We start from the raw sequence: 26,989 nt of genomic DNA on the forward strand, positions 1-26,989 counted from the left end.
CATGGAATGGATTTTAATCGTTTTTATTGGTCTTATCGCAAGCTCACTTGGCTCGCTGATTGGATTAGGCGGAGGAATTGTCATTGTTCCCTCGTTACTTTATTTATCCACCCTGCCAGCCTTTGGGCATATAACACCACAGGTAGCGGTAGGGACATCACTTTTTACGATGATTTTTACTGGCCTGTCATCCACCTTAGCCTATATGAAATACAAAACCATTGATTATAAAAGCGGTCTGATTTTTCTCATTGGAAGTGGCCCGGGGAGTATTCTCGGTGCATGGGTGACTGAAGGCTTACATATGAAAACCTTCAATATTTTTTTCGGACTATTTATTATCTTTATTTCGATTATTTTACTACTAAAGGACAAATTAAAGCCTATCCCTTATCGGAAGGACCGGGGGATTATTCGAACCTTTACAGATAATAGGGGTAAAACCTTTGAATATGGATATAATCCAATCGTGGGAGTCCTGATTGCTTTTATCGTGGGCTTTTTATCAGGAATCTTTGGTGTTGGCGGTGGTTCATTAATGGTCCCAACGATGATTTTGGTATTTTTCTTTCCACCCCATGTCGCAACGGCCACTTCAATGTTTATGATTTTACCAACATCATTGCTCAGCTCAATTACACATATTTCCTTAGGTAATGTCGATTGGCTCTATGCTCTTGCTTTGGTACCGGGAGCATGGATTGGGGCTAGAGTGGGTGTCTACTTAAACACAAAGCTTAAGAGTAAAACGATTGTGTTAATTTTACGAACGATTCTTATTGTTGTAGGAATCCGATTAATTTATCAAGGAATCTTTGGGTAGGTTGAGAATGGAAACCATACATATTTATCATACAAACGATGTACACAGCCACTTAGAAAATTGGCCGCGAATTAAGCAGTTCGTAGCAGAAAGACAAACAAGGCATCACCAAAAAGATGAGGATGTGTTTCTATTTGATATCGGAGATTTTATTGATCGCTGGCATCCTTTCACAGAAGCGACAAGAGGAAAAGGGAATATTGATCTCTTAAATGAGAGTCACTTTACGGCTGTAACGATTGGAAACAATGAAGGGGTTAACCTACCCTTTGAAGACTTAAATGAACTCTATGAAAACGCTCAGTTTGACGTTCTGTTAGCGAATTTTTTTCAGCAAAATGGAAGCCATCCTAGCTGGGTAAAGCCATATAAGATCTATCATTCGAAAAAGGGAACAAGGGTGGGTGTCATCGGTCTAACGGCACCGTTCACGCATCTTTATGATTTACTGGGCTGGAAGGTGACAGAGCCAATTGAAGAACTGAAAAAATGGATTAAGAAGGTAAAAGCAGAATCAGATGTAATCATTTTACTTTCCCATCTTGGACTTCATGTGGACGAATCTATAGCAGCTGAATTTCCTGATATTGATGTTATATTAGGTTCCCATACCCATCACTCTCTTGAAAAAGGAAAACTAGTGGGTAGAACACTCCTTGGCGCAGCGGGTAAGTATGGATATTTTGTCGGCGAAGTAACCCTCAACCTAAACGAACAAAAAATCATTACCGCGAAGGAAGCCATTCTATATGACAGTAAAGAGCTTCCCGCTTTGAATCATGAGCAAGAAGTAAGCGAAGCTTATTTTAACAAAGGAAAAGCCCTATTAAATCAAAAAGTGACTACCTTAGTTAATCCGCTCACTAGTGATATTTTCCATGAAACGGAGTTTTCACGTCTGCTTTGCAGGGCATTAAGAGAATGGTGTAACACGGATTGTGCAATGATTAACGCCGGGCTCTTATTAGGGGAGGTATCCGGAGAGGTGACTGTTTACGATTTACTTGAAATCTGTCCCCATCCCATTAATCCTTGTGTAGTCGAACTAACAGGAAAAGAATTAGAAGAGATTTATTGGCAGGCAAAAGATGAGGGCTTGGTCCATAAGCATATAAAGGGACTTGGATTTAGAGGAACCCTTTTAGGAGTATTTGTCTTTGATCGAATCAGCCTTCATGAGGAAGCCCTTTTTATTAATGGGACGGAAGTGGATGATGAAAAAATTTATACGGTAGCCCTTCCGGATATGTTTACATTTGGTCATTTTTTCAAAGACATTCTTCCTCAAAAAGAAAAGAAGTATTTCTTGCCGGAATTTCTTCGGGATATATTAAAATGGGAGTTACAAAAGTAACGATGGCATGAACACGCTTTTTCCCCTCAAATCATAAAGTGATAGAGAGGAAAGGAGTGTGGACCATTTGATTGAGCTTTCACCAATTGAAATAAACGGCCATACCTTTTTGGCAGTTTCCGTTTTGCTTCCGAAAACAACCTTGCTTGCGGTATCAAACGATAAGGGATATATCATGTGCGGGGCCTTGGATGTCGGTCTATTAAATGAAAAACTTAAGGACCGCAAGATCATTGCCGGCCGTGCTGTTGGAGTAAGGACTATTGAACAACTTCTAAATGCACCGTTAGAGTCGGTAACATGGGAGGCGGAGGCGCTAGGGATCCACAAAGGCATGGTTGGTAAAGATGCCTTGTTAAAAATGATTTAAAAAGCTTGCTCCGTGCGGGCTTTTTTTTATATTTGACATTAGTAAATTTAGTTGTTGATTTCCGCTCTAAGTGCTTTTCTTTTTTATGGGCTAGTTCCCCTTTTCCAAGCATACATATAGCTTGAAGGGGTGATTTTTTTGGCGAAGTTTCGCAGACGGCTTCCGAAGAAGGGGCCGTTGCCTTTCCGTTACGTGATGTTATTAACGTTTGTCTTTTTTCTTTTTTCAACTGCCACTGGATTATGGCTCGTGAATAAGGGGATTGAGCCAACATTAATGAGAATTGCTACTTCCGAAACCCGCAATATTGCCTCCCTCGTTATTAATAAGGCAATTACCAAACGGACGACGGACACGGGTGAGGATAATGATGTCATTGTCATTTTACCAAGTGAAAATGGCAAGGCATCCAATGTAAAACTTAATACCGTTTATATAAACCGGGTCTTAGCGGAAACCACCGCACAAATACAAAAAAACTTAAAAGCTGCTAAAAAAGGGGACCTTGCTTCGTTAGAGCAGTTAACAGATGTAGAAATCGAAACGAATAATTCGAATAAGGAAGACGGGATTATTTGGTATGTTCCGTTGGGCCAAGCAACCAATATCTCCTTACTGGGGAACATTGGTCCGAAAATCCCAGTAAAGTTCCACGCCATCGGTGAAGTTGAACCTGATGTTAAAATTGAGACGAAAGATATGGGCATCAATAATACCTGGGTCGATGTTTCCATTCACATCGAAGTGTCTGTCCAAATCATCACCCCGTTTGCTACAAAAATAACAAAGCTTACCCAAAGCATTCCAGTGGACGGCTCACTCATACAAGGGGATGTCCCGCAATTCTATAATAATGGCAGCGGAGTAAGTCCATCCATACAGCTTCCGGAAAAAAAACAGACACAGGAAAAGTCAGGAAATAAAAAATAGGACTATCCGCCATGGACAGTCCTATTTATTGCGGACATTCATCCGCTCCATTCGCTTCCATTTGGCTAAATGCGGATAGGGGTCAAAGGACCACTCGGTCACCCCGTTATCTTTGTACATCCCGTAATGTAAATGAGGCGGGAACTTACCAGACGTGCCTGGTGGACCGTAACCAGAGCTTCCGACACCGCCAATCACCATTCCCGGCTCAACAAGTTGGCCAACTTTTAAATCTTTAGCAAAACCGCTGAGATGGGCAAAATAGTGATAGGTATTATTGATATCCCGAATCCCGATTCTCCAGCCGCCGAATTTATTCCAGCCCTTCATTTCAATGATTCCGTAGTTTGTCGCGCGAACGGGAACCCCGTAGCCTGCGAAAATATCGGTGCCTTCATGAATTCTTCGGCCGCCCCAGCCGCGGGCAGATCCCCAAGTGCTACGGTAACTGTGATTGCTCTGGATTGGCACTGGAAATACTTGTGAATCCAAATCAATCCGGCCGAAATGACGGTAAATTTTTGCTTTCCCCGCAATAATACTAACTGTCTTATCGCGATGATAATAATTCCATAAGCCGATTTTTATATTATCATGATCGATTCCGTATGAAAGAAGATAATTAGCAAATGCATACAGGACATCCTCATCATTTTTAAGACTTGCTTTTCCGTCCCCATCTCCGTCTACACCTTTCCCATCAAAAAACTGAATGATTGCCGGGTTCACTTCCAAAGGATTTGGATTAGTAAGACCAGCCCATTCATCCGGCCGAAAATAGATGCCAATTACGCTATCCGGTTTAGGTAAGTCTCGGCGGACCAGACGGATACTTCTTTCGTATTGATCAATAGCCGCTAAGTAATACCAGGGGATTTGAGTAACCGTTTCAACCTTCTTATAAAGCTTCATTCTTTCTTGATATGGATCAGATTCGTTTGTTTTGGCCTCCGCATCCCTGCCTGCGAATGAACTGGTGAAGCATAAGAGAAAGGTTGCGATGATTAGAACAGCCCGCACAAGAATCCTCCTTCCAAGTAATGTACAAGTTTAGTTTATGTTTTCTCACCCATTTCATTATGGTTAATAAATGGAAAGATGATTTTAAGGCAAAAACATAAGGGTCCAAGCTTGCAATTTAAACCGATTTGCTTGTCGATATTTTTTCAGTATGGTAAAGTGACAAAGAAGATCCATTTCGCTTCAAGGGGTGTAACAATTAATGAGTAAGAAAGAAGATGTTTTAAGAAAACCCGATTGGTTAAAAATAAAATTGAATACAAATGAGTCCTATACGGGCTTGAAAAAAATGATGCGTGAAAAGAATCTGCACACGGTTTGTGAAGAAGCGCGCTGCCCTAATATTCATGAATGTTGGGCCGAAAGACGGACGGCTACCTTCATGATTCTTGGTGATACATGTACCCGTGCCTGCCGTTTCTGTGCCGTTAAAACCGGTCTGCCAACAGAGTTAGATTGGAAAGAGCCTGAAAGGGTTGCCGACTCTGTTCAATTGATGAACTTAAAACACGTGGTTGTCACAGCTGTGGCACGTGATGATCTTAAGGATGGCGGCGCCGCTATTTTTGCGGAAACCGTTCGAGCGATTCGACGTAAAAATCCATTCACAAGTATTGAAGTGCTTCCATCCGATATGGGTGGAAAGGAAGAAAACCTTCGTGTGCTAATGGACGCTAAACCTGATATCTTAAACCATAATATTGAGACGGTTAGACGGATGACACCGAGAGTTAGAGCCCGTGCAAAATATGACCGTTCTTTAGAGTTTCTTCGCCAGGCAAAGGAAATGCAGCCTACTATTCCAACCAAATCCAGCTTGATGGTTGGATTGGGAGAAACATGGGAAGAAATTATCGAGGTTATGGATGATTTACGGGCAAATCACATTGACATAATGACAATCGGCCAATATTTACAGCCGACAAAAGGTCATCTGAAGGTTGAGAAATATTATAGCCCGGATGAATTTAAAGAATTACAGCAAATTGCGATAGGTAAAGGCTTCAGCCATTGTGAAGCAGGCCCGCTTGTCCGCTCATCCTACCATGCCGATGAACAGGTTAGTGCTGCAGCAAAACACAAGCAAATGCTTGGTGAACAAGAAGCACAACAAGCCTAAAAAGAGAGTTCAGTCTAATATGGTACCTAGAGATAGGACACTTGAAAAAGAGTGTTTCATCTCTAGGTATTTTTTTATATACTAAAATCTTAAGACATGGGGATTAGGGGAACGACTATGAGCAAAATTACATTTTCAACTAAAGAAATAAAAATACTTCAAAAGAACCCAAATGTACAACGGGTCAGCAGCTTATCAATTACATATACAGATGAATTTAAAAATAAATTTATAGATGAATACGGGGTAGGTAAACTCCCTAGACAAATCTTTGAGGAAAACGGCTTTGATATGAGCATTTTAGGTATGAAGCGGATCGAACAATCTGCATTTAGGTGGAAAAAAGCTTATGAAAAAAATGGGTTAATTGGACTCTCAGACGGACGGAAAACAACCCCAGGTAGGCCTTTAAAACGAGAACTGACTCAAGAAGAGATTATAGAGAGGCAGGAAGCACGAATTAAGTTGCTGGAAGGACAGGTGGAGCTGTTAAAAAAGCTAGAAATGACAGAAAGGAGGCTGCTAAAGAAAAGTCAAAACCTAGAGACGAGTAAGATATTCCAGCTGATTTATGAGACTATAGATCAAAATCAGTTTAAACAGATGACAAAGTATTTTTGTAAGCTTTTAGGGGTGTCTCGTTCTGGATATTACAGCTATCAAAAAGCAGCCGAAAGCCGATTTGAAAGAGAGCAAAAGGACTTAGAAGCGAAGGAAATAATAATGAAAGCGTTTAATCGACGCGGATATAAGAAGGGTTCACGTTCCATCAAAATGATATTGAATAATGAATACGACCATAAAATTAGCAGAAAAAAGATCCAAAGAATTATGAACAAGTATGAAATCATTTGCCCCCATAGAAAGGCAAATCCTTATAAAAAAATAGCAAAGGCAACTAAAGAACATCAGGTCGTTCCAAATAAATTAAACAGAGAATTTAAGCAAGGAATTCCAGGAAAGGTATTACTAACCGATATTACCTACTTACCATATAACGGGGATATGGCTTATTTGTCGGCCATAAAAGATGCCTCCACCAATGAACTTTTAGCATATCATGTTTCGGATCGCATCACGTTAGATATCGCAACAAAAACCATTGATAAATTAATGAAGAATAAGAAAATTAGTTTACATTCAGAGGCATTTATCCATTCGGATCAAGGAAGCCATTATACCAGCCCAAAATATCAGAATCTGTTGAAGAAAAATGGTTTAGGTCAATCTATGTCTAGGCGAGGCAATTGTTGGGATAATGCCCCAATGGAATCTTTCTTTGGTCATTTAAAGGATGAGGTAGACTATCAATCATGTAAAACATTAGACGAACTAAAGGCAAAAATAAATCATTACATGGTTTACTATAACAATTATCGTTATCAATGGAATTTAGAAAAGATGACCCCTATTCAATATAGGAATCATCTTTTAGTATCATAACTCTTTTTTTTCATGTGTCCTTGACACGGGTACCAGATTAGTCAGCTAGTGGCTGAACTCTTTTTTATTGTAAAGGAAATTATAAAGTATTTAATTGTGGAAAAATTGATTTAGTCCCTTTGAATCCAGCTCCAGCGCCCAACGGCTAGTGTCCTTCGCTCTCCGCCCTACGATAAGTCAAGCACGAATGCGCTAACGCTCTTCGTGTTTCCTTTATCTCAGTTGGAGCGCTCCAGGCCATACGCCGCTGAACGGGCGCTTGCGCCTTTTGTTCTTATCGATTATTCCTGCCCATATGATCGTCAGGCGTTAATCCATTTTCATCCTCACTTGGATTCATGCGCTGGCCTTGCGGAGACTTTTTCATTTGCTTGATAAGCCCGTTCACTAAATTACGAGCGTTCCGGCTGGTGGAATCAAGGTTTGCCAGATTTTCTACATCCCTCATGAGGACTTTATTGTCAGTGACGAAGACATGGTAATATCTTGGAACGACAGACATCGCTGTTTTTTTCACTTGGTCGGCCGTCATATTCCGATTTTTGGAATCTGTCTTATAAGCAATCAATACTTCTTGGTCTGTGACAAGTGTGGCAACATCATTGACATTGGGGATTTCTGTACTTAATTTACTAATGATATTGGCCACCTGTTCGCGGTTTAAGGCAGTGTAGTGGTCATTGGCCGTATTATCATTCATGAGTGGACTTTTTTGATGACGGACAAAACCATAATTGTTGCTTGCGTTACGAACACTACGACTTGCCCCTTCATTGTAAAGGTCATGCCTTTTATTATTTACATTGATGGTATTACCGCTTTCCTCATACACATCACGGTTGCTCATATCCTTCGAACATCCTGTTAAAGCGGTCAGCGTACATAATCCCAGGATTATGACTAATTTTTTCAAATGAAACACCTCCTTTTCTTAGAATAGCCATTAAACGGATTTATTTTCTTAGCAATTGATGGGGAATCGGTTATAATGGTTATTAGGAATTAGTTGGCAAAAGAGGTGAAATATCATGATTATGATGAATAACACTGTTTATGAAATGGTTCAAGAACATAGAAACGGCTTTAACGAAGAGGCTCTTAAAGCAAGGTTTAGTGATATTTTGACAAGATATGATTATGTGGTTGGCGATTGGGGTTATGGTCAGCTTCGGTTAAAGGGCTTTTTCGACGATCAAAACCAAAAAGCCACTTTTGATACAAAAATTAGCACACTGAGTGAATACCTATATGAATATTGCAATTTTGGCTGTGCCTATTTTGTTTTGAAAAAAGTGAAGAAATAAAAGAAGGGCCAAGCGTAGCTGGCCCTTCTTTTACGTTGATTCGGTATATGGTGGCTGTTGATCTTTTGCTTGGTCATCGTGGGTGGGATGTGCTCCGTCCATCTGACGGGGAAGATCTTGATGAAGTGTTTTGTTTTCGTAATTAAAGGCACTGTATGTCCGTTGCCCATCTTTCCAAGGTGTGCTTTTGTTCTGCACCGGCTCGTTTTCGCGAATAGGCGAACCTAATGGCCCTTCTGGGAATTCTTCCGCTGTAAGGAAATTCCTTTGTTTTTCAACATTGGACAATTCCGTATATTTTTCTTCTTTAGTCATGATTACGCCCCCTTTTAGCCTTATTATTTTCAAAGAGAGGGTAATTCATGACGAAACATTAAATTAATTCCATTAAGAAGCTTCTTAATTCCTCCGCATCTGCTTCATTTAATTGAAAAGCATACTCCAAATAGCCTTCTTCTTGCAAATCGTCTGGGCCGATAATGGCAAAACGGCTTCCCTGCATATCAAGAACGAGATGCTTCCCAAAATGACGGTCACTTTGGACAATCGCTAAATCAAAGCGTTGATTATCACCAACAAAGCTGACAAATCTTGTTTTTGTATCTTCTGTATCATCGTATAAGAAAAACCGTTCAGACATTTAATAAACTCCTTTATAAAAAAACCCATATTTTCGACATCTTCTTTATAGTAACAAAAAAAGCATGTAGAGGGGAATGAAGAATTTTCCAAAATCTTCACAAGTTTTTAGGAATCAAAACACGAATGATGTCAAATTATGTTACAATTAAGCTGAATTCTCAAAGTGGACATCTGAGAGGAATGATTGAATGATCCGTCGTTACATGGAAAAGGCCAAAAATGTAATGCATTGGGGAAAGATTCTATTACCTCTTTCGTCAATACGTTTTTATCCACCTCAATTTATTCTGCGAAACCCTGTATTGGAGGGAGTAACAGCTGCATTTAATAATGGACATGAAGTAGCTGTGATCGTATTTAATTTAAAGGATACAAACAAAATAACAGATCAGTTAAATCTATCCCAGTACACACAATTAATAAAACAGATAAAAAAGGCATTTCGCAAGACCGTAGAATCACAAATAGCCAAACTAGACGTCATTACACTCGAGGACTTTTATGGGGACGGGCTCACACTTTTTATGAAAGTTGATGATGCTAACCATTGCCTATCAGAAATAAATATGATCATGGCTAAAATTATTTACAGTGTGGAAGCTATTCTTCGACAGCAATATCCAAACCTGCAGCCTGAGTTTGAATCTGGTTATATGTTTGTGGAGAAAAAGAATTATTCGATCATGCATTCCATTGAAAGTGCCCGCAGGCAGGCGATAGCGATGGCAGAAAAAAGAATTAAATCAGAATGGAATGATATGGTCCATACGATCAAAAAGATTATTTTAAAGAAAGATATAAAATTATTAGCACAGCCAATCATTGATGTAGCAACAAAAGAAGTAAAGGCGGTCGAAATGCTTACACGTGGCCCAGATGGAACCGTGTTAGAAAGTCCCTTACAGCTTTTTTCAGTCGCAAGACAGACTGGCTTGCTTTACGATCTTGAATTGCTGGTCATCGAGAAGGTTCTAGAACAAATCAAGACAACAAGATGCCGCCAAAATATCTTTGTCAATTGTACCCCTTTAACACTTAGTAATATTCGCTTTATCGGTGATTTAAAAATAATAATAGAAAAATACAAGAATATTTCTCCGCTGCAAATTACCTTTGAAGTGACTGAAAATGATTCCATCGAGGGGTTAAAGAATTTTATTTATAACATAAAAATGCTTCGGTTAATGGGGTATAAAATAGCGATGGACGATACTGGTGCGGGGTATTCTAGTTTAAGTATTATTAGTGAAATCATGCCGGATATTATAAAAATTGACCGTTCCGTCATTCAAAATATTGATAAAAATTCGGTGAAAGAATCGATGCTCCAAGGCTTAATGCTCATTGCAAGAGAAGCAGGTTCCATCGTCGTCGCAGAAGGCATCGAAAACGAAGCAGAAGCATCTGTTTTAAAGAGAAATAATGTCGACTTAGCGCAAGGTTTTTTTTATGCACGACCAGCAGCGCTTGTAAGAATGTAGCAGCATAGAAAATGGAGGTAGTGGAACATGTATTTTGTGGATAGGGAAAAAATTGAAGAGATATTAAAATACTTAGAAGCACAAATTCAACTTTTCTTAAGCCAAAAGGAATGGTCAACCCCGCTTGAAAAGGCAGCACTTGAGCGTTTAAACCATATGATGATTGAGTCGGTTTTGGACGTTGGAAACTCAATGATTGACGGGTTTATTATGCGTGACCCAGGTAGTTACGATGACATCATTGATATTTTAATGGATGAAAAGGTCATTTCAGCTGAAACAGGTAAGGGTTTGAAAATCTTGATTCAGTACCGGAAAAGACTTGTCCAATTCTATACGGATGTGAATCATCAGGAACTTCAACAAGTCTTTTCGGATCATCTTCAGGATCTGGTCAACTATGCAGAAAATGTCCGTAATTATCTCGCCAATGAATTGGGGCCGGTTTCAGCATTTAAAAACTAATAAAAAGACCGTTTGCGGTCTTTTTATTTTATGTGGTAATAATATCTTTAGGAGTGATGATTTTTGAAAAAATACAAAGGCTATTTAATTGATTTAGATGGAACGATGTATAAAGGAACGGAACAGATAGAAGCGGCCTCTGATTTTGTGAAAAAACTTCGCGATCAACAAATTCCGTATTTATTTGTTACCAATAATTCTTCCAGGACCCCGGCACAGGTTGCCGACAAGCTGTCCAACTTTGATATCCCTGCAGTAGAGAAGCAGGTTTTTACGACCAGCCAGGCGACCGCCAATTATATCTTTGAACGTAAGAAGGATGCCTCCGTTTATGTGATAGGCGAGGAGGGAATTCGGACAGCAATAGAAGAAAAGGGGCTGAAATATGGCGGGGAAGATGCTGATTTTGTCGTAATGGGTATCGACCATGAAATCAGTTATGAAAAATTGGCGGTCGCATGTTTGGCCGTTCGTAACGGTGCAACTTTCATTTCAACCAATGGAGATATCGCCATTCCGACTGAAAGAGGCTTGCTTCCAGGGAATGGGTCACTTACATCGGTTATTACTGTTTCTACTCAAACAAAGCCTATATTTATCGGGAAACCTGAAGCAATTATTATGGAACAGGCCTTAAAAGTTTTAGGTACACCGAAAGAAGAGACCTTGATGGTTGGCGACTATTATGATACCGATATTTTAGCTGGTATGAATGCAGGCATGGATACATTACTCGTTCACACGGGGGTAACGACGAAGAAACTGCTTTCCGGATATGACCGGAAGCCGACATATACCGTAGATACCTTAGATCAATGGGAGATTTAAAAAGGATGGGGGCACCCATCCTTTCGTCATTATTTCTTTTCCTTCTCAGCTCGTGCCGCCCGGTGTGCTAGTCTGCTCGATGCTGCCGCTGCAATCGCACCGACTATATCATCAAGGAAGGTATGACATTCTCCGGTTGATTTATCATTTAAATGTGCTAATATCCCAGGCTTTAACTTATCGATGTAGCCGTAATTTGTAAAACCGATTGAACCGTATACATTTACAATCGAAAAGGCTAGAATTTCATCCACACCATAAAGACTTTCGTCTGTTCCAATGATGGATTGAAGTGGCTCCTCAAGCATTCCTTTTTCGGCCAGTACATCCAGCTGTATTCCTGTTAAAATGGCGTTCTGAACCTCACGTTTAGAAAGGACGCGTTCCACATTGGCAAGACAGTCTTCCATTTTTAAATTCTCATGATATTTTTCTTGTAAAAAGAAAACTAAATCAGCGATGTCTTGTACTTCAACACCTCTTTCTTTCAGCCATCTGCGTGCAGTTACTTCGGTTAGATTTACGTTTTGGTCGTCTGCCATCCTCTGATCACCTTTTCTATGGATTTTCATTCTATATACACTGTATTATTCTAACTTATGCAAATTACTCATAAAAAAGAGCAGGTTAAAGCCTTATATTCTCCTTCAATTTTCTCTGTTATTCAGGAACAAGATTCTTAAAGGTACTACATATATATGTGTTAAGAATAGGGAAAGAAATGAGGTGGGACCTAATGCTGCAGAAAATGCTGGAAAATCAATATGGCATTACGGTAGAGGAATATGTCAAATTAGATACTTACGATGCGTTAAGAGGAGATGGTTGGCTCTATTTAATCTCCAAACCAACTAAGGAGGAAGAGGATCTTGCTGAGCTTGAAAAAATTGCGGAGCATTTAAGAAATTATGGTGACCAAAATGTCCCGGTCTTTTTGCAATCGAAAGAAGGTCATCTAATTACGACATGGGAACAACATAAATATTGTGTCTTGGCTAATCAACAAACAGAAGCGCAACGAAAAATAAAATTGGGCAGGAAATTGGCCAGGTTCCATGAGCGTGGGAGAAGGGTTCCCTTTCAAATCGAGAGGTCCAGCAGGGTGGGCCAATGGAAGTCATTATGGGAAAAGCGCCTGGAGCAGATGGAAAAGGTTTGGAATGGACTGCTTTTTCAATCACCCGAAGATGAGTTTCAGCGAATGTTTGTTGATTCCTTTCCCTATTATCTAGGGATGACGGAGAATGCGATTCAATATTTAGTCGATACTGAAATAGATGATGAACCCCAAGAAACCGATAGCGGCACAGTCTGCCATGAACGTTTTACCCAAAAAACATGGGGGCCGCTCAATAATTATATGATTAAAAATCCTTTCGACTGGGTGTTTGACCATCGCAGCAGGGACCTAGCGGAATGGACCAGGGAAAGATACTTTCACAATTTCCAAACCTATGACGTGGAATTAAAACGATTTTTTGAGGAGTACCAGAGTATTTCTCCATTGTCACCGTTTACTTGGCGATTATTATATTCGCGTATAATTTTTCCACTCCATTACTTTGAATGCATCGAGAGTTACTATATAACCACATCTGAACAGGATAAAAAGGTATTGGAGGAGAAGTTAATGAGGATTCTGCGCCAGTCTGGTGAATACGAACGATTTTTAGCCAGTTTTTATCAAATCACCGATGCCCCGATTAAGCGATTAAATCTTCCGCTATTAGAATGGCTTTATTAAAGAATTATTAGTATGGAAAAAGCGATTGCCTCGGGGAGACAATCGCTTTTTTATAGAGCTTTGAACTTTGACGGGTGCTTCCGCCTTTGAATTAAAATACTTGTTCTACTTCAACGATGCCGGGAACTTCTTCTAAAAGAGCCCTTTCAATACCGGCCTTTAGTGTGATGGTTGAACTTGGGCAGCTTCCGCATGCACCTAACAGGCGAAGTTTTACAATACCCTCATCAACATCTACTAATTCACAATCTCCGCCGTCGCGAAGAAGAAATGGACGTAATTTATCTAGTACTTCTTGAACTTGCTCAAAAATTTCTTGCTCTGCCAAATTAATCGACTCCCTTCCTATAACTTATATTATAATGTCATCAGCGTTAAAAATCCATTATCAGAAATTAGGAAAACACACATTTAAAGACATTTTCTTGGTTTTTATAGTAAAAATGAGATAAGCTGAATTAAAAAGGCAGGAATGAAATAATGAATAATCAAGAAGTAGAGATTGTCGTTTATGGAGCGGAACAATTGTGCCCGAGTTGTGTTAATTTACCTTCCTCCAAAGAAACGTTTGAATGGCTGGAGGCAGCGGTTGCTAGGAAATTTCCGGACCAACCCTTTAAAATAACTTATGTTGATATATACCAGCCGACTGGGGAAAGTGAAAAACTCGATTTTGCTAAAAAAGTAATCGAAGAGGATATGTTTTATCCAGTGGTAGTTATTAAGGAAAAAGTCGTAGGCGAAGGGAACCCGCGCTTAAAGACAGTTTTTTCAGAGATGGAAAAACACGGTTATAAGGCTAATTAACGAACAAGAAGAAGCATTCCTCCATGGAATGCTTCTTCTTGTTCAATCACCCGTTATGGTACTTGTACATCCACAAAATCCCGGTCTTTAACATGCGGGCGACGCGTCCTGTAATAGCTCTGTCAGCCATCATCCCAAATCCATGCTTTTTACCCAGGGAACCAAGGATTCCTTTCAGTTTGATTTGTGGGAAGGAAGCAGGCGGCTGTTCACCTTTCCAACGTCTTTTGAGTACTTCAACAATTTGTTCCGCTTGGCCCTCTGCTAATTGAGCACTTGGAGCATGGGGAAGACTTGCGCAATCCCCAAGTATAAAGATATGTTCATTGTTCGGCAAATGATGGAGTGGTGTAAGGACAAGTCTGCCCATTCCGTCTTTTTCACCGTCCATATTCCGGACAACTTTATTGGCCTGAATTCCTGCAGTCCAGACAATAACATCGCAATGGATCGGTTCTCCGTGATTGTATAATACATTTTCTTCTACTTTAGTAATATTGGAATTGTTGATAATTTCGACAGTGTTCTTTTCAAACCAATTTTCAACATATTTGCTTAATCGTTCCGGGAAGGATGAGAGAATATGCTGGCCCCTATCAAATAATTTGATGTTAAGATCCTCTCGGCTTTCACTTAATTCACTTGCTAACTCTACACCGCTAAGTCCAGCCCCAACGATACCAACAACCGACTCTGGTCCCAGATTGTTTAAGACGGAATAGGTGAGACGCGACTTTTCGATACTCTGAATACTGTAAGTGAACTGATCAGCGCCGGGTACATCATGGTACTTGTCCTCACAGCCAAGCCCGATAATTAGCTCATCGTAGGCTATAGGCTCCAAATCTCTCATAATTACTTTTCTATCTGATGTTTCAACCGCGATGACTTCCCCATATTTAACTTCTAAGCGATCGTGCACAGGAAAATCAACTCGGATTTCTTTATCTGAAATCGTTCCTGCGGCTAAGGCATAGTACTCTGTTTTTAAGCAATGGTATGGTACACGGTCGACAAGAGTGATCTTCACATCGTCTGGTAAATGGTTGGGAAGAAGTTCGTTTAAGATCTTCATTCCGCCATATCCACCACCTAGAATTACAAGGTTTTTCATAATTATTTCCCCTTTGAATATCCCGTTATCAAAATAAAAACTCCTAGTGAACAATAAAATAAGTAGAATAATTATTTTGTCTATTTCCCACATACGAGTATATCTAAGATGTGTCAAAATAACAACATTTATCAGGTTTTCTTGACAATGACACATCGAACATGTTAATTGACGAAGTAAATGAAATGGAGTAGGATAATTAGTTGTGGAGAGGTGAAAGCAATGATTCAACCCATTATCGAATTTTGTATAAGCAATCTTGCAAATGGTGCACAAAAAGCACTTGAAAAATTAGAAAAAGATCCTAACTTGGATATTATAGAATATGGATGTCTTGGATATTGCGGAAAATGTGCAACTACCTTATATGCTCTAGTAAATGGCGAAATTGTCACAGGGAAAACCGCCGATGAACTCGTAGATAACATATATCAATATTTGGAAGAGAATCCAATGTTTTAAAATGAGGGAGCGTAGCCGCTCCCTTATTTTTATATATTCATATGTTATTAAGAGGGAATCGTATTAGTTGAGTAGTTAATAATACGTGTATATAATTAATGAAAAGCCTCAATGAAGGAGGGTATCATATTGAGTAATGGAGTAGTAATTTTAACAGAAGCAGCATCGTTGCATATTAAAGAAATGATGAAGCATAACGAAGAAGAAGGTGCACTGTTACGTGTCAGCGTAAAAGGCGGTGGCTGCAGCGGTTTATCTTATGGAATGGGTTTTGAACATACAGTAAACGACGATGATCTCACATTTGAACAATTTGGGATTCGAGTGCTAGTTGATAAAGAGAGTGCACCCATTTTACAAGGGACAAAGATTGATTTTAAAGAATCCATGATGGGCGGCGGCTTTACGATTGAAAATCCGAATGCCATCGCATCGTGCGGCTGTGGTTCCTCTTTCCGAACAGCCACAACAACTGGTACTCCGGAAGAATGCTAAAATATTGAACATAAAAAAAGCGTCCAAAAAAAAATCAAGACTAAAATAATTAAAATGTAAGGAAATAAAAGGCTCTCACGTTGTGTATATGTACACAACGTGAGAGCCTTTCTTCAAATTTTCGTAATAAAGTTGTCTCCTAAAAGTTTTCATATAGCTTACCGTTAACTCTTTTAATTTCCTCTTTTAATTGCTTGTTTTCCTTTTCTAATTCTCGAATGCGTTCGCGAAAGACTTGAATTAAGCTATCTTTATTCTCAACATTCATATTCTTCTTTATATTCTTTGGAGATGCCACTTCTCGTTGTTGCTGACGAAGGGTTTCAATCCTTTCCCTTAGTTCAGTTTGGTTGTATAAATAAGACTTAGAAACTCCTGCTGCGATTGTAACAGTATTGAAATTTATTTTTTCATTCTGCTGGATCAATTGTTTAATCGTTTGTTCAACCTTATCAACTGTTTCTTCTTTTTTCTTTTTTGCATATGCAACGACTGCCTCAGTATTTCTTTTGTGTTTCATTATTTCACCACACTATCTTTTCTTTCCTGAGCTTGTAGTAATATTCTTTTGGCACTAGAACCACGGTGAGCTTTACCCTCGGTAAGTTGATCCCTAACTCTTGTTAGATTGTTCAATTGTTCTAGCGTTTTTTCGTTGTATATTGGGTAATGCCTCGTCATTTCTATATGTTCTTCAACCTTTTTGATTTCTCTGTTAAAATCGGGAAGATTTTCGGGGGTTGTACAAAAATTAGGACATGTTAAACAAGGTGTAATTACATATGGACAACCCTCTTTTTTAGAAGCCAAACAATAGCCTAAAGGAACACGTACTGCCTCAATATTACTTTGAATATATTCCCAATGGATAAGGTCCTCATCCAAATTCATTTCTGATACTCTCGCCATACCAAGGTCAACTCGTAAGAGTGGACCCTTTTTTTCTTGTGCCTTTAACCATTCTTTTCTAAGGGTATCATCGGCAATTTTGGCATACCTCATTGTCATTTCAGGTGAAGAATGGGCAAACCATTTCATAATGTGAGTTAAATTCATTCCAAGGTTGATTAATTCTACACCTTTTGTATGCCGGAATGCATGGTTTCCAAAGTGATAGACAGTTCCGTTTTGATCTACAATGGAATATCTTTCAGCCCAACGATTTAATGCATCGCGAATACTTTGGTCAGTGAAAGGTTTTCCCTTCCGTTTTCCTTTTGTTCGAACAAATAAATACCCTTCGGGATTGTTCTTATGTGTTGTTTTGTCTTTTGTTTGCTCTATAATGACTTGTAAAACTTTAGCTAGTTCCTTATCAATAGGCACTCGGTGTTGTTTCACATCTGTTTTTGGAATATCTCCTTGTAAATAATAACCATTGTTTGTGGGTATCAAACAATTTTGGAACCGGAGGTTCAAAATATCACTTATTCTCCATCCGGTAGCTATAAGTAATATCACAATTGGTACATATTCTTTTTCATTATCCTTCATAGGTGGATTAACGTCTTCTGGATTCAGGTTTATAAGAAGCTCCAACTGATTCATGACGGTTTCAGGAATATATTTAATTTGATTTTCATTTTGCTTCGGTTGCTTCAAAAAATCCTCCCTAAAAAATAATGTGCCGATATGCTTTAACGGAGCTTCAGATCGTTCAGAACGTTGAAGATACTCTAAAAAGTATTTAACAGATGAAATCAAAAAATTCCTATAATATGGGCTATAAGAGGAGTTACTCTGATTAAAATAAATTAAATACTTTTCAATGTCTTCTCTTTTTAATTGGCTAAAATCTTTCCAATCTGGATGTTGTCCCTTAACGTAGTTTAAATAACTACTGATCCCTATAATATGACCAGCTAATTTACCCTGACTTAAATAGGTTAATGCATAAGCACAATATTCCTTTACTATTTTTCGAAATGGTGTAGGGATTTTCTCAAAAGAAAGGAGATAATGGGTTCCGTTTATTGTATACCTTGCATTCGGTATCTTTCTCAAATCCCATACATCCTTCTCAAGCTCTTCCCGTGTATCATAGAAGTGAGATAAATATTTAATAATTGAATTAAAAACTGTAATATGTGAGGAGTTATTGCCACTCTTTGTTATTATTCTGATACCTGTATTGGTCAAAAAAGTTTTGTATTTCATTAAGCCCTGATTAAAAGGTATATCTACCAAACTCTCAATCTTAGAATAATATTTCTCCAAGAAATGACTTAAGTGTACAAGTGAAAATGAATACAACACTAATGTACTAAGGGATAAACTCTCATTCACCAATTTATTAGCGAAGAAAAATTTAATTTCATGTCTAATTGAATTAGATAAGAATGTAAAATCTATTTTTGTTTTCGAGGCGGACCAAGAACTACCACCACCGTATACCTTAAAAAAGGAGTTTGTTAAATCCCATACATCATTTTCAAAATACCCACACAATTGCTCTTGAATCACTGCCGTTTTCTCGGATGTTACGCAGGGTTGATAAGCAACAGTGTTACTCTTCATTTTTCTCCTCCCTTAATTGTTTTTGCATCATAGCTTTCTCCCAATCATTCCGTATATCATCTTCAGAAGGGTGAATATACATTTGAATTGTTGTTTGCACATGGGCATGTCCTGCTCGCTTTTGAAGAGTTTCAGGACGCATTTCACCTGTTTTCCATAACTCCGTTATATTTGTATGACGTAACATATGGGGTGTCGCATCTATTCCAGTTTTTGCTTTAAGACGATTAAAAAGTGCTTGAATGCAATGATAATCGAGGGGGCTCCCTTTTTGTTCCCCGCGAAGTTTTATAAAAACAAAATTTGTATCAATCTCGTCTGTATGAATATCTATGATATAAGCCCGGTAAAGGTTAGCTAATTCATTTGATATATCAAGCGTGCGGGGGCTACATATTGTCTTAATCTCTGCACCATTAATAAGTTCTCCACGATCTCGTATTGTGATCTTTTTTGCTGCTGGAACAATATCAGAAAGGTGAAGTGATAGGGCTTCACCAATCCTAATGCCTGTCTCATAAAGAAGTGCCAATAAAAATTTATCCCTGACGTTCCGACATGCATCAACTAATTTTTGTACCTGTTCTGATGTCAAAACTTTTAACTTTTCCCTTGGTTCCTTAAGTTTCAAAATCATAATATTTTTTGATTTATTTTTAAGTGTGTGGTGGAGAAAGCCCTTGAAACTACCCCTAGAGGCGAGTATCTGACTTTTCAGACGCTCAGATAAATCCAAAGCGTAGTCTTCATGCCTCATCAAATAATCATAAAATGAGTAGACCTTGTCAAGATAGATATTAATTGTACAAGCCTTTCTCGTTTTAACATCTGTTTGTTTTATATTAATTACCTTTAAATCCCGATAGGGATTCTGAAGCCACCTAACAAACTCCGCCATATTGTCAATTCCGATATCCCTGTAATCTACCTGCTTTTGCTCCAGAAACTCAAAAAATAATTTCAATGCAAAGCAATAAGAACGGAGTGTATTTCTGGAAGATCCAGTGTTGTCCATATACTTGAGGAATTTTACTACTGGTTTTACAAATTCCCCATGGTTATCTTGAAGTAAATATCTCTTTCTATTACCTGAGACAATGATCTCTTGGACTTTCATAACCAACCATCCTCTTTTACTTATTTAATGGGGAATTTACTCCATTAGTAAATTTCAATCATATTGGACTTATCCTAATTTCAACAAAACAGAATGTACCTTCGTAGTATACTTTGACTACTATAATTATGAAATAGGGTTTTACTGTCAATAAAGTACAATAAAAAGGGATAAACCCCACGTAGAATACGTTAAGGTCTATCCCTAATTATAGTTGTGTTTTTGCAAATGGACGCCTTTTCTTATTTATTAAACATCGATGAACTATGTAATGGCTGAATCTTTGCTTTTGGGTCAATGAAGGCTTTTGCGTTGTTGACGGCAGTTGGTGCTTCACCAAAACCACAAGCAATTAATTTCACTTTTCCATCATAGGTACAAATATCACCAGCAGCATAAATGCCAGGAATATTGGTTTCCATTTTTGAATTGACGACAATGGAGTTCTTTTCGATCTCAAGCCCCCATTCCTTAATTGGTCCAAGGGATGAGACAAAACCGTAGTTACAAATAATAGCATCCACATCGAGTGTTACTTTCTCTTCACCATTGACCGTTTCAAGGACAACCTGCTTAATTCCGCTTTCATCCCCAATCAGTTCAGCAGGAACATAAGGTGTCTTTACATCTGCTTTTGAGTTATATAAGTTTTCCACACTATGTTCGTGAGCACGGAATTTATCTCGGCGGTGAACAATAGAAACTTTTTCAGCAATAGGCTCAAGCATTAACGCCCAGTCAACGGCAGAGTCTCCGCCGCCAAAAACGACTACTTTTTGACCTGCAAACTGATTTAAATCCTCAATAAAGTAATAGAGATTTTTGCGTTCATATTGGGCAGCACTTTCTAGCTCTAACCGACGGGGTTGAAATGCACCATTTCCAGCAGTAATAATTATCGTTTTTGAAAAATGGACTTCTTTATTTGTTGTTAATTTAAACGTACCATCCTCTTGTTTTTCTAGTTTTTCAACCGATTGCTCAAGTGCAATAGTAGGTTCAAATTTGCGCATCTGTTCTTTTAAATTATTTATCAATTCTTGAGCACGGATTTTTGGGAACCCAGCCACATCATAAATATACTTTTCCGGGTAAAGCGCTGATAATTGCCCGCCTAACTGTGGCAAACTCTCAATGATTTTGACTGATGCTTGTCTCATTCCACCGTAAAAGGCAGTAAATAGACCGGTAGGACCGCCACCGATGATCGTTATGTCATAAACTTTTTGATTTTCTTGCACTCCGTATCCCTCCAACTCATAGTTAGAAACTCCAATCCTATAATATCATAAAATAAAAAATTCTCACATCTTTATGAGCTAATATTCGCAACAGCGGCAATATTAAAAAAAAAATAAAACGATGAGCGAGATGCATATTTCTTTTCTATTAAAGTTAATTAATTTATAAATATTGCTTGATAATCCTCTAAAAGTAGCATAAGATGTATGGAGGATAGATTGTTAAATTTCTGTGACATAAAAAGCAAAAATTTGTGACATTCATAGAAAGTATTTATACTCTTAGCATACTAAATTCTGCGATAATCCATATCCACACCATTGAAGTTCGTTTTTTTTAGACTGATACGTGAATTATCTCACATACATTTTTCTATTATTCAAAATAAAAAAGGTTAAAGCAGTGGAAGCTAAGAAAAAGAGGGTTTATTCAAAAAAATTAAAAGGTGGAAGTGATCACTTTGAGAAAGCCTAAAATTGTTATTCTTGGTGCTGGTTACGGTGGACTAATGACAACAGTTCGCTTACAAAAATTAATCGGTGTTAATGAAGCGGATATTGTATTAGTGAATAAAAATGATTACCATTATGAAACGACATGGCTCCATGAGGCATCAGCAGGCACGTTGCATCATGATCGTGTCCGTTATGATATTAGTGGTGTAATTGACCGCAGCAAAGTCGAATTTGTACAAGATACAGTCGTAGAAATCAACAAAGAAGAAAAGAAAGTTGTCTTAGAAAAAGGTGAAGTCAACTATGACTACCTTGTGATCGCCCTTGGCGGCGAACCGGAAACGTTCGGTATTAAAGGATTAAAAGAACATGCATTTGGAATCTCTAATGTTAATTCTTCTCGTCAATTACGTGAGCATATTGAATATCAATTTGCCACATACAATATGGAAGAAGAAAAGAACGACAACCGTTTGACGATTGTTGTTGGTGGTGCCGGATTTACAGGAATTGAGTTCTTAGGTGAATTAACTAATAGAATCCCGGAATTATGCCAAGAGTATGATGTGGATTTTCATAAAGTAAAAATTATTTGTGTGGAAGCTGCACCAACTGTTCTCCCAGGTTTTGAACCAGAATTAGTGAATTACGCCGTTTCGCAATTGGAAAGAAAAGGTGTGGAATTCTTTATTGGCACTGCCATTAAGGAAGCTACCGAAGAAGGAATTTTTGTTGCAAAAGGTGAGGAAGAGCCACGTGAAATTAAGGCTGGTACCGTGGTTTGGGCTGCCGGAATTCGTGGAAACTCGATTGTAGAAAAATCAGGTTTCGAAGCAATGCGAGGAAGAGTGAAAATTCAGCCAGACTTACGCGTTCCCGGTTTTGAGGATATCTTCATGATTGGTGACAGTGCGCTAATGATCAATGAGGAAATCAATCGTCCATATCCTCCGACTGCACAAATTGCCATGCAGCAAGGGGAAGTTTGTGCCCGCAATATCGCAGCATTAGTTCGTAATAAATCAGAGCTTGAAACTTTCCACTTCGATAATAAAGGGACAGTTTGCTCGCTTGGTGAAGATGATGCAATCGGTGTGGTTTTTGGCAAAAAACTAACTGGAGCAAAAGCATCCTTCATGAAAAAAGTCGTCGATAACCGCTCGCTTTACATGATTGGCGGCGCAGGCCTAGTATTGAAAAAAGGAAAGTTTAACGTATTTTAATAAGAAGAGCGAAGTCAACTAGCCGCAGGGCGCTGCAGCTAGACAGTTATCAAAGTTCAATTATTAAAATAAATTATTGCGAAAGGGACAGAGAAATCTGTCCCTTTTTGATATGATTAAAATAATGAATTCTATGTGAGGGGGAGTTTGAATGAGCAGTCGCGAAAAGCGCGGGAAGGTTTGGTTAGCTGTTGCCGGGTTGGTAAAGTCTAAAGATGGACAATGGCTTGTCGTTAAGAAACGATATGGCGGCTTAAAAGGTCAATGGTCATTACCGGCAGGGTTTGTAGAGGCGGGAGAAACTGCAGATGAAGCGGTCATTAGGGAAGTCTGGGAAGAAACTGGTATTCAATGTCAGGTAAAGGGGTTTATGGGACTTAGAACGGGTGTAATTAAAGGCGAAATTAGTGATAATTTGCTCCATTTCCTGCTTGAACCTATGGGTGATGGCGTGATTACACATCAAGAAAACGAACTCTTTGAAGCGAGATTTATGGCACCGGAAGAACTACTTCTCGAGAAAGATGCATCGGTTGTACTCCAATATCTGATAAGAAATAATGTTTCCTACTCGGTTCCTGGAATTAATGACCTAAACCCGGGTGATCAGTTTGGGTATACGGCTTATAAAATATTTTTGTAATTTTTAGAAAATTTAAGTAACACTTAGCAAATGAAAGAATACTTTTGGTGTATCCGTTTTCTTGGGGGAATTTGCCCGAATTCAGGCCTTTCCATTTTAGCTAATTCTTGATATATTATCAGAAAATTAAGTTAATTATTAAGGAGATGATTTAAAATGACGGTTAAGAGTTTGGACTCAAAAACCTGTGATTACTGTTCCGGGAAAGGCTATTTTCAGCTGGTACTTGGCGGATCGGAAACCTGTACTAGCTGCGAAGGAACGGGTAAGAAAAAGGAATAAGCTGTTTATTCATGTATTTACCGCTTCTTCGAAACTATTCGGAGGGCTTTTTTTCTGTGGAAAAGGGGCGGAGCGAGAATAAGCGAGTCAATTTAACAAGTTTTGGATTGTAAAAATAATTCGTAAATATTGACTCCCTTTTCGACATTAAGTACACTAAATGTTGATGTATAAGGGGGAATCTCGGATGCAAATGAGCATTGTTGTCTTAATCATATCGATTTTATTATTCTTTGTATTATTTTTTGGAATTGGATTTATCCTAAATATGCTTCTCAGAATGTCATGGGTTATGGCAGTAGTTTATCCGATTGTGGCAATTTTTATTGTTGATAAAGTAAGTTTTAGTGAATATTTTACAAATAGTAAAATGGCCTTTATCGAATTGGGTCATAGGTTTTCTTCCTTGGCAACTGCGGATATTCTTATCTTAATTAGTGGGTTGGCTGGTGCGGTAGCTGCCGGATTTACGATTAAGCTGCTACGGAAAAATGGATATCAAATGTTTTAAGACTTTTACTCCAGGGTAAAGGTCTTTTTTTAATATAAAATATTAATGAAAAATTTTCTTCACTCTTTTTTTGAATAATTTCCATCAGCTTGGGAATGAATATTTTGGGAGGAGTGAAAAATTTAAATGAAAAAAATTAAAAATTGGACTAGGCGATTGGTGATGTTGTGTCTTTTCTTGATGGCAATATTAGCGACCTTCCAATCTATTTCCGGAGTAAATGCCGAGTCGCTGATGAAGCAGTTTGCCTCTGTTATCACAACCACTAAAACGGTTTCCGGAACCGTACGTTCCTTAGAAGACGAAATCGATTGGTCTAAATATCCTAAGCTAAATGTGACTGCCACTGGGTATACTGCCGGTGTTGAATCAACAGGTAAGAGTAAAGGTCACCCGGAATATGGGATTACCTACTCAGGCGTAAAAGTAAAACGTGATTTATTTTCAACTATCGCTGCAGATTTGACTGTTTTCCCGATCGGAACGGTTCTCTTTATTCCAGGTTACGGGTATGGTGTTGTTGCTGACAAGGGCGGGGCCATAAAAGGGAATGAATTAGACCTTTATTATGAAACGGTGGATGATGTTTATAATAAATGGGGGAAAAAGAAGTTAGATATATATGTTGTTCAAAAAGGTAATGGGAAATTAACAGAGCAAACACTTAAAGCATTAAATGAAGATAAAGCGATGCAAGTTTTTCGCGGGCAGTATATTAGTTCCGAGAAGCGATAGAAGCAGGCTCCAAGCCTGTTTTTTATTTTGACAAAATATTGTATTTTCAAATCGTTAGTTAGTCGAAATATATAGTTTTATTGGTTATAATTATATTCGAATCTAATGGAGGTGAAGTAATTTGTTTGATGTGAAAAAGGAATTAAACCTTTCTACTAAGCATGAGGGTTTAATCATAGGTCTTCTTGATAAACCGGAAAAGTTTTCAGGACTTCTAATGAGTCTTGATCAGGGGTTTGAAGGACAACTTACTGATTTGGTAAAATCGGGGGATATTTCGGCAAAGTTAAAACGTATCAGTAAAATACATAGCTTCGGTAAAATTGGCGCCAAACGAATATGGTTTGTGGGTCTGGGAAAAGAAAAGGATTTAACCTTCGATAAACTAAAAGAGGCGTTTGGAAGGCTATTTAAGGAAGTACAAAAGAGTAAACCTGAGGAAATAGCTGTTTATTTGGATTCCTTCACAACAGAGGGAGTAAGTGGCTTAGATGCCTCGCATGCATTAAGTGAGGCGCTTTCCCTCTCAACTTACCAATTTGAAGGCTACAAACAAAAGTCGAACGAACCTGAGAAAAAACTCGAGCAAGTTACAATTTATTCTAGTGCTTATGAAGAAGCGGAGGTCCATGCGTCACTTACGGTGGGATATGCTTTTGGTAAAGCAACCAATTCTGCACGAACACTCGTTAACATCCCGGGTAATTTGTTAACAGCAACAGACATGGCCAATTATGCCCTAGAACTTGCTTCAAGGTATGATTTCGAAGTGGAAATCTTAGATAAAGCTGAGATTGAGAAGCTCGGAATGGGTGCCTTCCTTGCTGTTAATCAAGGGTCCACTGAGCCGCCTAAAATGATTGTCCTTAAATACCAAGGTAAAGAAGAATGGAAGGATGTCATCGGTTTAGTTGGAAAAGGGATTACCTTTGATACAGGAGGTTACTCGATTAAGACGAAAGCAGGAATTGTTGGGATGAAAACGGACATGGGCGGAGCTGCTGCCGTCCTGGGTGCAATGGAAATCATCGGTGAGATCCAGCCGGAGCAAAACGTGGTTGCTGTTATTCCATCCACAGATAATATGATTAGCGGTCATGCCTTTAAGCCGGATGACGTGATTACATCAATGAGCGGGAAAACCATTGAGGTGTTAAATACAGATGCTGAAGGCCGTCTTGTGTTAGCGGATGCAGTTACCTATGCCAAACATCATGGTGCGGAGTATCTAGTAGATGTTGCCACATTAACGGGTGGAGTGATCACGGCACTTGGTCTCCACACCACTGGAGCCATGACCAACCATGAGCAATTATATCAACAGGTATTGGAGGCTTCCGTGGAAGCTGGCGAGCAGATGTGGCAATTGCCATTATTTGAAACAGAGATTGAGCGGGTAAGAAACAGTAAAGTAGCCGACTTAAATAACTCGCCCGGCAGTGAAGGACATGCCCTTGTTGCCGGTGCATTTATCGGTGAATTTACCGAAGGAACCCCATGGGTACACTTAGACATCGCTGGGACAGCAACTTCGTCCAAAGCATATGATTTAGGCCCAGCCGGGGCAACAGGAGTTATGACCCGCACACTAGCTTTATTTGTAGAACGGTTTGAACCAATCGAGAAATAACCACTTGAACTGTCCTCATGACCACCTCATGAGGACAGTTTTTACTTTACGTTGCTGATTTCCGTGACAGCTATTTATGTTGCTAATAATTACGTTTCTCCTCGCCGAAGAAAACCAATATGCCGTTTTGGTGATCTTTTTCGCCCACTCCAAACCCCTTTATTTCGCATATGAAATAGTGTAGGCAAGTATAGAGCAAAAGGAGGTATGGTTATGTACCCTTATCGAAGTC

Annotated in this window: 32 protein-coding genes; 21 read left to right on the forward strand and 11 right to left on the reverse strand. The window is 38.8% G+C overall.

The window, feature by feature from the left end; genetic code table 11:
* Position 1 precedes the first annotated feature (1 nt).
* From RCG22_RS19660 to yunB, 4 genes are all read left to right on the forward strand, one after another.
* Positions 2–823 (forward strand): sulfite exporter TauE/SafE family protein, encoded by an 822-nt coding sequence (locus RCG22_RS19660; protein ID WP_098263771.1) that lies wholly within the window; start codon positions 2–4, stop codon positions 821–823.
* A gap of 7 nt (positions 824–830) precedes the next feature.
* A complete protein-coding gene (locus RCG22_RS19665) occupies positions 831–2,177 on the forward strand; it encodes a bifunctional metallophosphatase/5'-nucleotidase (RefSeq protein ID WP_308104339.1) in 1,347 nt (448 codons plus the stop codon).
* 67 nt (positions 2,178–2,244) lie between these two features.
* Positions 2,245–2,547: a YunC family protein gene (locus RCG22_RS19670; RefSeq protein WP_308107209.1), complete on the forward strand. Its 303-nt coding sequence runs from the start codon at positions 2,245–2,247 to the stop codon at positions 2,545–2,547.
* 138 nt (positions 2,548–2,685) lie between these two features.
* The gene (gene yunB, locus RCG22_RS19675) at positions 2,686–3,477 is read left to right on the forward strand and encodes a sporulation protein YunB (protein WP_308104340.1); all 792 of its coding nucleotides are present in this window, start codon (positions 2,686–2,688) and stop codon (positions 3,475–3,477) included.
* Between the two features lie 21 nt (positions 3,478–3,498).
* Here the strand turns inward: yunB and RCG22_RS19680 are convergent, their stop codons facing one another.
* Positions 3,499–4,497, reverse strand: coding sequence for a M23 family metallopeptidase (locus RCG22_RS19680; RefSeq protein ID WP_308104341.1), 999 nt, complete (start codon positions 4,495–4,497; stop codon positions 3,499–3,501).
* Between the two features lie 202 nt (positions 4,498–4,699).
* On the opposite strand from RCG22_RS19680, the gene lipA reads away from it, so the two are divergent.
* Both lipA and RCG22_RS19690 read left to right on the forward strand, forming a co-directional pair.
* The gene (lipA, locus tag RCG22_RS19685; RefSeq protein ID WP_308104342.1) at positions 4,700–5,617 is read left to right on the forward strand and encodes a lipoyl synthase; all 918 of its coding nucleotides are present in this window, start codon (positions 4,700–4,702) and stop codon (positions 5,615–5,617) included.
* A 117-nt stretch (positions 5,618–5,734) separates the two neighbouring features.
* The gene (locus RCG22_RS19690) at positions 5,735–7,060 is read left to right on the forward strand and encodes an IS3 family transposase (protein WP_308103844.1); all 1,326 of its coding nucleotides are present in this window, start codon (positions 5,735–5,737) and stop codon (positions 7,058–7,060) included.
* A 274-nt stretch (positions 7,061–7,334) separates the two neighbouring features.
* Here RCG22_RS19690 and RCG22_RS19695 read toward each other — a convergent pair whose 3' ends face one another.
* On the reverse strand, positions 7,335–7,982 hold the full coding sequence (locus RCG22_RS19695) for a YhcN/YlaJ family sporulation lipoprotein (protein ID WP_308104343.1): 648 nt from the start codon (positions 7,980–7,982) through the stop codon (positions 7,335–7,337).
* 106 nt (positions 7,983–8,088) lie between these two features.
* Between RCG22_RS19695 and RCG22_RS19700 the strand changes: the two genes are divergently transcribed.
* Entirely contained in the window at positions 8,089–8,364 is a 276-nt protein-coding gene (locus RCG22_RS19700; RefSeq protein ID WP_098263765.1) for a YutD family protein, read from the forward strand.
* 30 nt (positions 8,365–8,394) lie between these two features.
* Here the strand turns inward: RCG22_RS19700 and RCG22_RS19705 are convergent, their stop codons facing one another.
* Both RCG22_RS19705 and RCG22_RS19710 read right to left on the reverse strand, forming a co-directional pair.
* Entirely contained in the window at positions 8,395–8,679 is a 285-nt protein-coding gene (locus RCG22_RS19705; RefSeq protein WP_098263764.1) for a cytosolic protein, read from the reverse strand.
* Between the two features lie 58 nt (positions 8,680–8,737).
* Positions 8,738–9,004: a DUF3055 domain-containing protein gene (locus tag RCG22_RS19710; protein WP_098263763.1), complete on the reverse strand. Its 267-nt coding sequence runs from the start codon at positions 9,002–9,004 to the stop codon at positions 8,738–8,740.
* 190 nt (positions 9,005–9,194) lie between these two features.
* Between RCG22_RS19710 and RCG22_RS19715 the strand changes: the two genes are divergently transcribed.
* The 3 genes from RCG22_RS19715 to RCG22_RS19725 all read left to right on the forward strand — a co-directional run bounded on the left by RCG22_RS19715 (position 9,195) and on the right by RCG22_RS19725 (position 11,780).
* Positions 9,195–10,487 carry an EAL domain-containing protein gene (locus tag RCG22_RS19715; RefSeq protein ID WP_308104345.1) on the forward strand — a complete coding sequence of 431 codons (1,293 nt, stop codon included), beginning with the start codon at positions 9,195–9,197 and terminating at the stop codon, positions 10,485–10,487.
* A 27-nt stretch (positions 10,488–10,514) separates the two neighbouring features.
* Positions 10,515–10,952: a DUF86 domain-containing protein gene (locus RCG22_RS19720; protein WP_308104346.1), complete on the forward strand. Its 438-nt coding sequence runs from the start codon at positions 10,515–10,517 to the stop codon at positions 10,950–10,952.
* 63 nt (positions 10,953–11,015) lie between these two features.
* Positions 11,016–11,780 (forward strand): TIGR01457 family HAD-type hydrolase, encoded by a 765-nt coding sequence (locus RCG22_RS19725; protein ID WP_098263760.1) that lies wholly within the window; start codon positions 11,016–11,018, stop codon positions 11,778–11,780.
* 29 nt (positions 11,781–11,809) lie between these two features.
* Here RCG22_RS19725 and RCG22_RS19730 read toward each other — a convergent pair whose 3' ends face one another.
* The gene (locus RCG22_RS19730) at positions 11,810–12,352 is read right to left on the reverse strand and encodes a phosphatidylglycerophosphatase A family protein (RefSeq protein ID WP_374049391.1); all 543 of its coding nucleotides are present in this window, start codon (positions 12,350–12,352) and stop codon (positions 11,810–11,812) included.
* A gap of 164 nt (positions 12,353–12,516) precedes the next feature.
* Here RCG22_RS19730 and yutH point away from each other — a divergent pair, with 164 nt between their 5' ends.
* On the forward strand, positions 12,517–13,524 hold the full coding sequence (gene yutH, locus RCG22_RS19735) for a spore coat putative kinase YutH (RefSeq protein ID WP_098263759.1): 1,008 nt from the start codon (positions 12,517–12,519) through the stop codon (positions 13,522–13,524).
* A gap of 91 nt (positions 13,525–13,615) precedes the next feature.
* Here the strand turns inward: yutH and RCG22_RS19740 are convergent, their stop codons facing one another.
* The gene (locus RCG22_RS19740; RefSeq protein WP_308107210.1) at positions 13,616–13,873 is read right to left on the reverse strand and encodes a NifU family protein; all 258 of its coding nucleotides are present in this window, start codon (positions 13,871–13,873) and stop codon (positions 13,616–13,618) included.
* Between the two features lie 131 nt (positions 13,874–14,004).
* Here RCG22_RS19740 and RCG22_RS19745 point away from each other — a divergent pair, with 131 nt between their 5' ends.
* Positions 14,005–14,331, forward strand: a complete 327-nt coding sequence (locus RCG22_RS19745) for a YuzD family protein (protein WP_308104347.1) — start codon at positions 14,005–14,007, stop codon at positions 14,329–14,331.
* Positions 14,332–14,377: 46 nt separating this feature from the next.
* Here RCG22_RS19745 and RCG22_RS19750 read toward each other — a convergent pair whose 3' ends face one another.
* A complete protein-coding gene (locus RCG22_RS19750; RefSeq protein ID WP_308104349.1) occupies positions 14,378–15,445 on the reverse strand; it encodes an NAD(P)/FAD-dependent oxidoreductase in 1,068 nt (355 codons plus the stop codon).
* A 222-nt stretch (positions 15,446–15,667) separates the two neighbouring features.
* On the opposite strand from RCG22_RS19750, the gene RCG22_RS19755 reads away from it, so the two are divergent.
* Together RCG22_RS19755 and RCG22_RS19760 are read left to right on the forward strand one after the other, a co-directional pair.
* Positions 15,668–15,907, forward strand: coding sequence for a YuzB family protein (locus tag RCG22_RS19755; protein ID WP_066258557.1), 240 nt, complete (start codon positions 15,668–15,670; stop codon positions 15,905–15,907).
* Between the two features lie 111 nt (positions 15,908–16,018).
* On the forward strand, positions 16,019–16,402 hold the full coding sequence (locus tag RCG22_RS19760) for a HesB/IscA family protein (protein ID WP_308104350.1): 384 nt from the start codon (positions 16,019–16,021) through the stop codon (positions 16,400–16,402).
* A gap of 139 nt (positions 16,403–16,541) precedes the next feature.
* Here the strand turns inward: RCG22_RS19760 and RCG22_RS19765 are convergent, their stop codons facing one another.
* The 4 genes from RCG22_RS19765 to RCG22_RS19780 all read right to left on the reverse strand — a co-directional run bounded on the left by RCG22_RS19765 (position 16,542) and on the right by RCG22_RS19780 (position 21,277).
* Positions 16,542–16,922, reverse strand: coding sequence for a DUF6262 family protein (locus tag RCG22_RS19765; RefSeq protein ID WP_308103758.1), 381 nt, complete (start codon positions 16,920–16,922; stop codon positions 16,542–16,544).
* The gene (locus RCG22_RS19770; RefSeq protein WP_308104352.1) at positions 16,922–18,919 is read right to left on the reverse strand and encodes a tyrosine-type recombinase/integrase; all 1,998 of its coding nucleotides are present in this window, start codon (positions 18,917–18,919) and stop codon (positions 16,922–16,924) included. The genes RCG22_RS19765 and RCG22_RS19770 overlap by 1 nt, the downstream gene beginning before the upstream one ends.
* Complete coding sequence (locus RCG22_RS19775) at positions 18,909–20,036, reverse strand: tyrosine-type recombinase/integrase (RefSeq protein WP_308103760.1); 1,128 nt, start codon at positions 20,034–20,036, stop codon at positions 18,909–18,911. Before RCG22_RS19775 ends, RCG22_RS19770 begins: the two co-directional genes overlap by 11 nt.
* Before the next feature lie 242 nt (positions 20,037–20,278).
* The gene (locus RCG22_RS19780; protein WP_308104353.1) at positions 20,279–21,277 is read right to left on the reverse strand and encodes an NAD(P)/FAD-dependent oxidoreductase; all 999 of its coding nucleotides are present in this window, start codon (positions 21,275–21,277) and stop codon (positions 20,279–20,281) included.
* 461 nt (positions 21,278–21,738) lie between these two features.
* On the opposite strand from RCG22_RS19780, the gene RCG22_RS19785 reads away from it, so the two are divergent.
* The 7 genes from RCG22_RS19785 to RCG22_RS19815 all read left to right on the forward strand — a co-directional run bounded on the left by RCG22_RS19785 (position 21,739) and on the right by RCG22_RS19815 (position 26,757).
* Positions 21,739–22,956 (forward strand): NAD(P)/FAD-dependent oxidoreductase, encoded by a 1,218-nt coding sequence (locus RCG22_RS19785; RefSeq protein WP_308104354.1) that lies wholly within the window; start codon positions 21,739–21,741, stop codon positions 22,954–22,956.
* A 151-nt stretch (positions 22,957–23,107) separates the two neighbouring features.
* Positions 23,108–23,599 (forward strand): NUDIX domain-containing protein, encoded by a 492-nt coding sequence (locus RCG22_RS19790; RefSeq protein WP_308104355.1) that lies wholly within the window; start codon positions 23,108–23,110, stop codon positions 23,597–23,599.
* A 156-nt stretch (positions 23,600–23,755) separates the two neighbouring features.
* On the forward strand, positions 23,756–23,881 hold the full coding sequence (locus tag RCG22_RS19795) for a YuiA family protein (RefSeq protein ID WP_176525653.1): 126 nt from the start codon (positions 23,756–23,758) through the stop codon (positions 23,879–23,881).
* Entirely contained in the window at positions 23,826–23,963 is a 138-nt protein-coding gene (locus RCG22_RS19800; protein ID WP_308107255.1) for a hypothetical protein, read from the forward strand. The genes RCG22_RS19795 and RCG22_RS19800 overlap by 56 nt, the downstream gene beginning before the upstream one ends.
* 105 nt (positions 23,964–24,068) lie before the next feature.
* The gene (locus RCG22_RS19805; protein WP_098263752.1) at positions 24,069–24,392 is read left to right on the forward strand and encodes a YuiB family protein; all 324 of its coding nucleotides are present in this window, start codon (positions 24,069–24,071) and stop codon (positions 24,390–24,392) included.
* A gap of 126 nt (positions 24,393–24,518) precedes the next feature.
* On the forward strand, positions 24,519–25,127 hold the full coding sequence (locus tag RCG22_RS19810; RefSeq protein WP_308104356.1) for a 3D domain-containing protein: 609 nt from the start codon (positions 24,519–24,521) through the stop codon (positions 25,125–25,127).
* 121 nt (positions 25,128–25,248) lie between these two features.
* Positions 25,249–26,757 carry a leucyl aminopeptidase gene (locus RCG22_RS19815; protein WP_308104357.1) on the forward strand — a complete coding sequence of 503 codons (1,509 nt, stop codon included), beginning with the start codon at positions 25,249–25,251 and terminating at the stop codon, positions 26,755–26,757.
* Positions 26,758–26,989 lie beyond the last annotated feature (232 nt).

Origin of the sequence: Neobacillus nitrireducens (assembly GCF_030915405.1) — a bacterium.
Taxonomy (GTDB): domain Bacteria; phylum Bacillota; class Bacilli; order Bacillales; family Cytobacillaceae; genus Neobacillus.

Coding starts and splice junctions, on each gene's coding strand:
- RCG22_RS19660 (WP_098263771.1), top strand. CDS start 2: ATGGAATGGATTTTAATCGTTTTTATTGGTCTTATCGCAAGCTCACTT.
- RCG22_RS19665 (WP_308104339.1), top strand. CDS start 831: ATGGAAACCATACATATTTATCATACAAACGATGTACACAGCCACTTA.
- lipA (WP_308104342.1), top strand. CDS start 4,700: ATGAGTAAGAAAGAAGATGTTTTAAGAAAACCCGATTGGTTAAAAATA.
- RCG22_RS19690 (WP_308103844.1), top strand. CDS start 5,735: ATGAGCAAAATTACATTTTCAACTAAAGAAATAAAAATACTTCAAAAG.
- RCG22_RS19700 (WP_098263765.1), top strand. CDS start 8,089: ATGATTATGATGAATAACACTGTTTATGAAATGGTTCAAGAACATAGA.
- RCG22_RS19705 (WP_098263764.1), bottom strand. CDS start 8,679: ATGACTAAAGAAGAAAAATATACGGAATTGTCCAATGTTGAAAAACAA.
- RCG22_RS19710 (WP_098263763.1), bottom strand. CDS start 9,004: ATGTCTGAACGGTTTTTCTTATACGATGATACAGAAGATACAAAAACA.
- RCG22_RS19715 (WP_308104345.1), top strand. CDS start 9,195: ATGATCCGTCGTTACATGGAAAAGGCCAAAAATGTAATGCATTGGGGA.
- RCG22_RS19720 (WP_308104346.1), top strand. CDS start 10,515: ATGTATTTTGTGGATAGGGAAAAAATTGAAGAGATATTAAAATACTTA.
- RCG22_RS19730 (WP_374049391.1), bottom strand. CDS start 12,352: ATGAAAATCCATAGAAAAGGTGATCAGAGGATGGCAGACGACCAAAAC.
- yutH (WP_098263759.1), top strand. CDS start 12,517: ATGCTGCAGAAAATGCTGGAAAATCAATATGGCATTACGGTAGAGGAA.
- RCG22_RS19745 (WP_308104347.1), top strand. CDS start 14,005: ATGAATAATCAAGAAGTAGAGATTGTCGTTTATGGAGCGGAACAATTG.
- RCG22_RS19750 (WP_308104349.1), bottom strand. CDS start 15,445: ATGAAAAACCTTGTAATTCTAGGTGGTGGATATGGCGGAATGAAGATC.
- RCG22_RS19755 (WP_066258557.1), top strand. CDS start 15,668: ATGATTCAACCCATTATCGAATTTTGTATAAGCAATCTTGCAAATGGT.
- RCG22_RS19760 (WP_308104350.1), top strand. CDS start 16,019: ATGAAGGAGGGTATCATATTGAGTAATGGAGTAGTAATTTTAACAGAA.
- RCG22_RS19765 (WP_308103758.1), bottom strand. CDS start 16,922: ATGAAACACAAAAGAAATACTGAGGCAGTCGTTGCATATGCAAAAAAG.
- RCG22_RS19770 (WP_308104352.1), bottom strand. CDS start 18,919: ATGAAGAGTAACACTGTTGCTTATCAACCCTGCGTAACATCCGAGAAA.
- RCG22_RS19775 (WP_308103760.1), bottom strand. CDS start 20,036: ATGAAAGTCCAAGAGATCATTGTCTCAGGTAATAGAAAGAGATATTTA.
- RCG22_RS19790 (WP_308104355.1), top strand. CDS start 23,108: ATGAGCAGTCGCGAAAAGCGCGGGAAGGTTTGGTTAGCTGTTGCCGGG.
- RCG22_RS19795 (WP_176525653.1), top strand. CDS start 23,756: ATGACGGTTAAGAGTTTGGACTCAAAAACCTGTGATTACTGTTCCGGG.
- RCG22_RS19805 (WP_098263752.1), top strand. CDS start 24,069: ATGCAAATGAGCATTGTTGTCTTAATCATATCGATTTTATTATTCTTT.
- RCG22_RS19810 (WP_308104356.1), top strand. CDS start 24,519: ATGAAAAAAATTAAAAATTGGACTAGGCGATTGGTGATGTTGTGTCTT.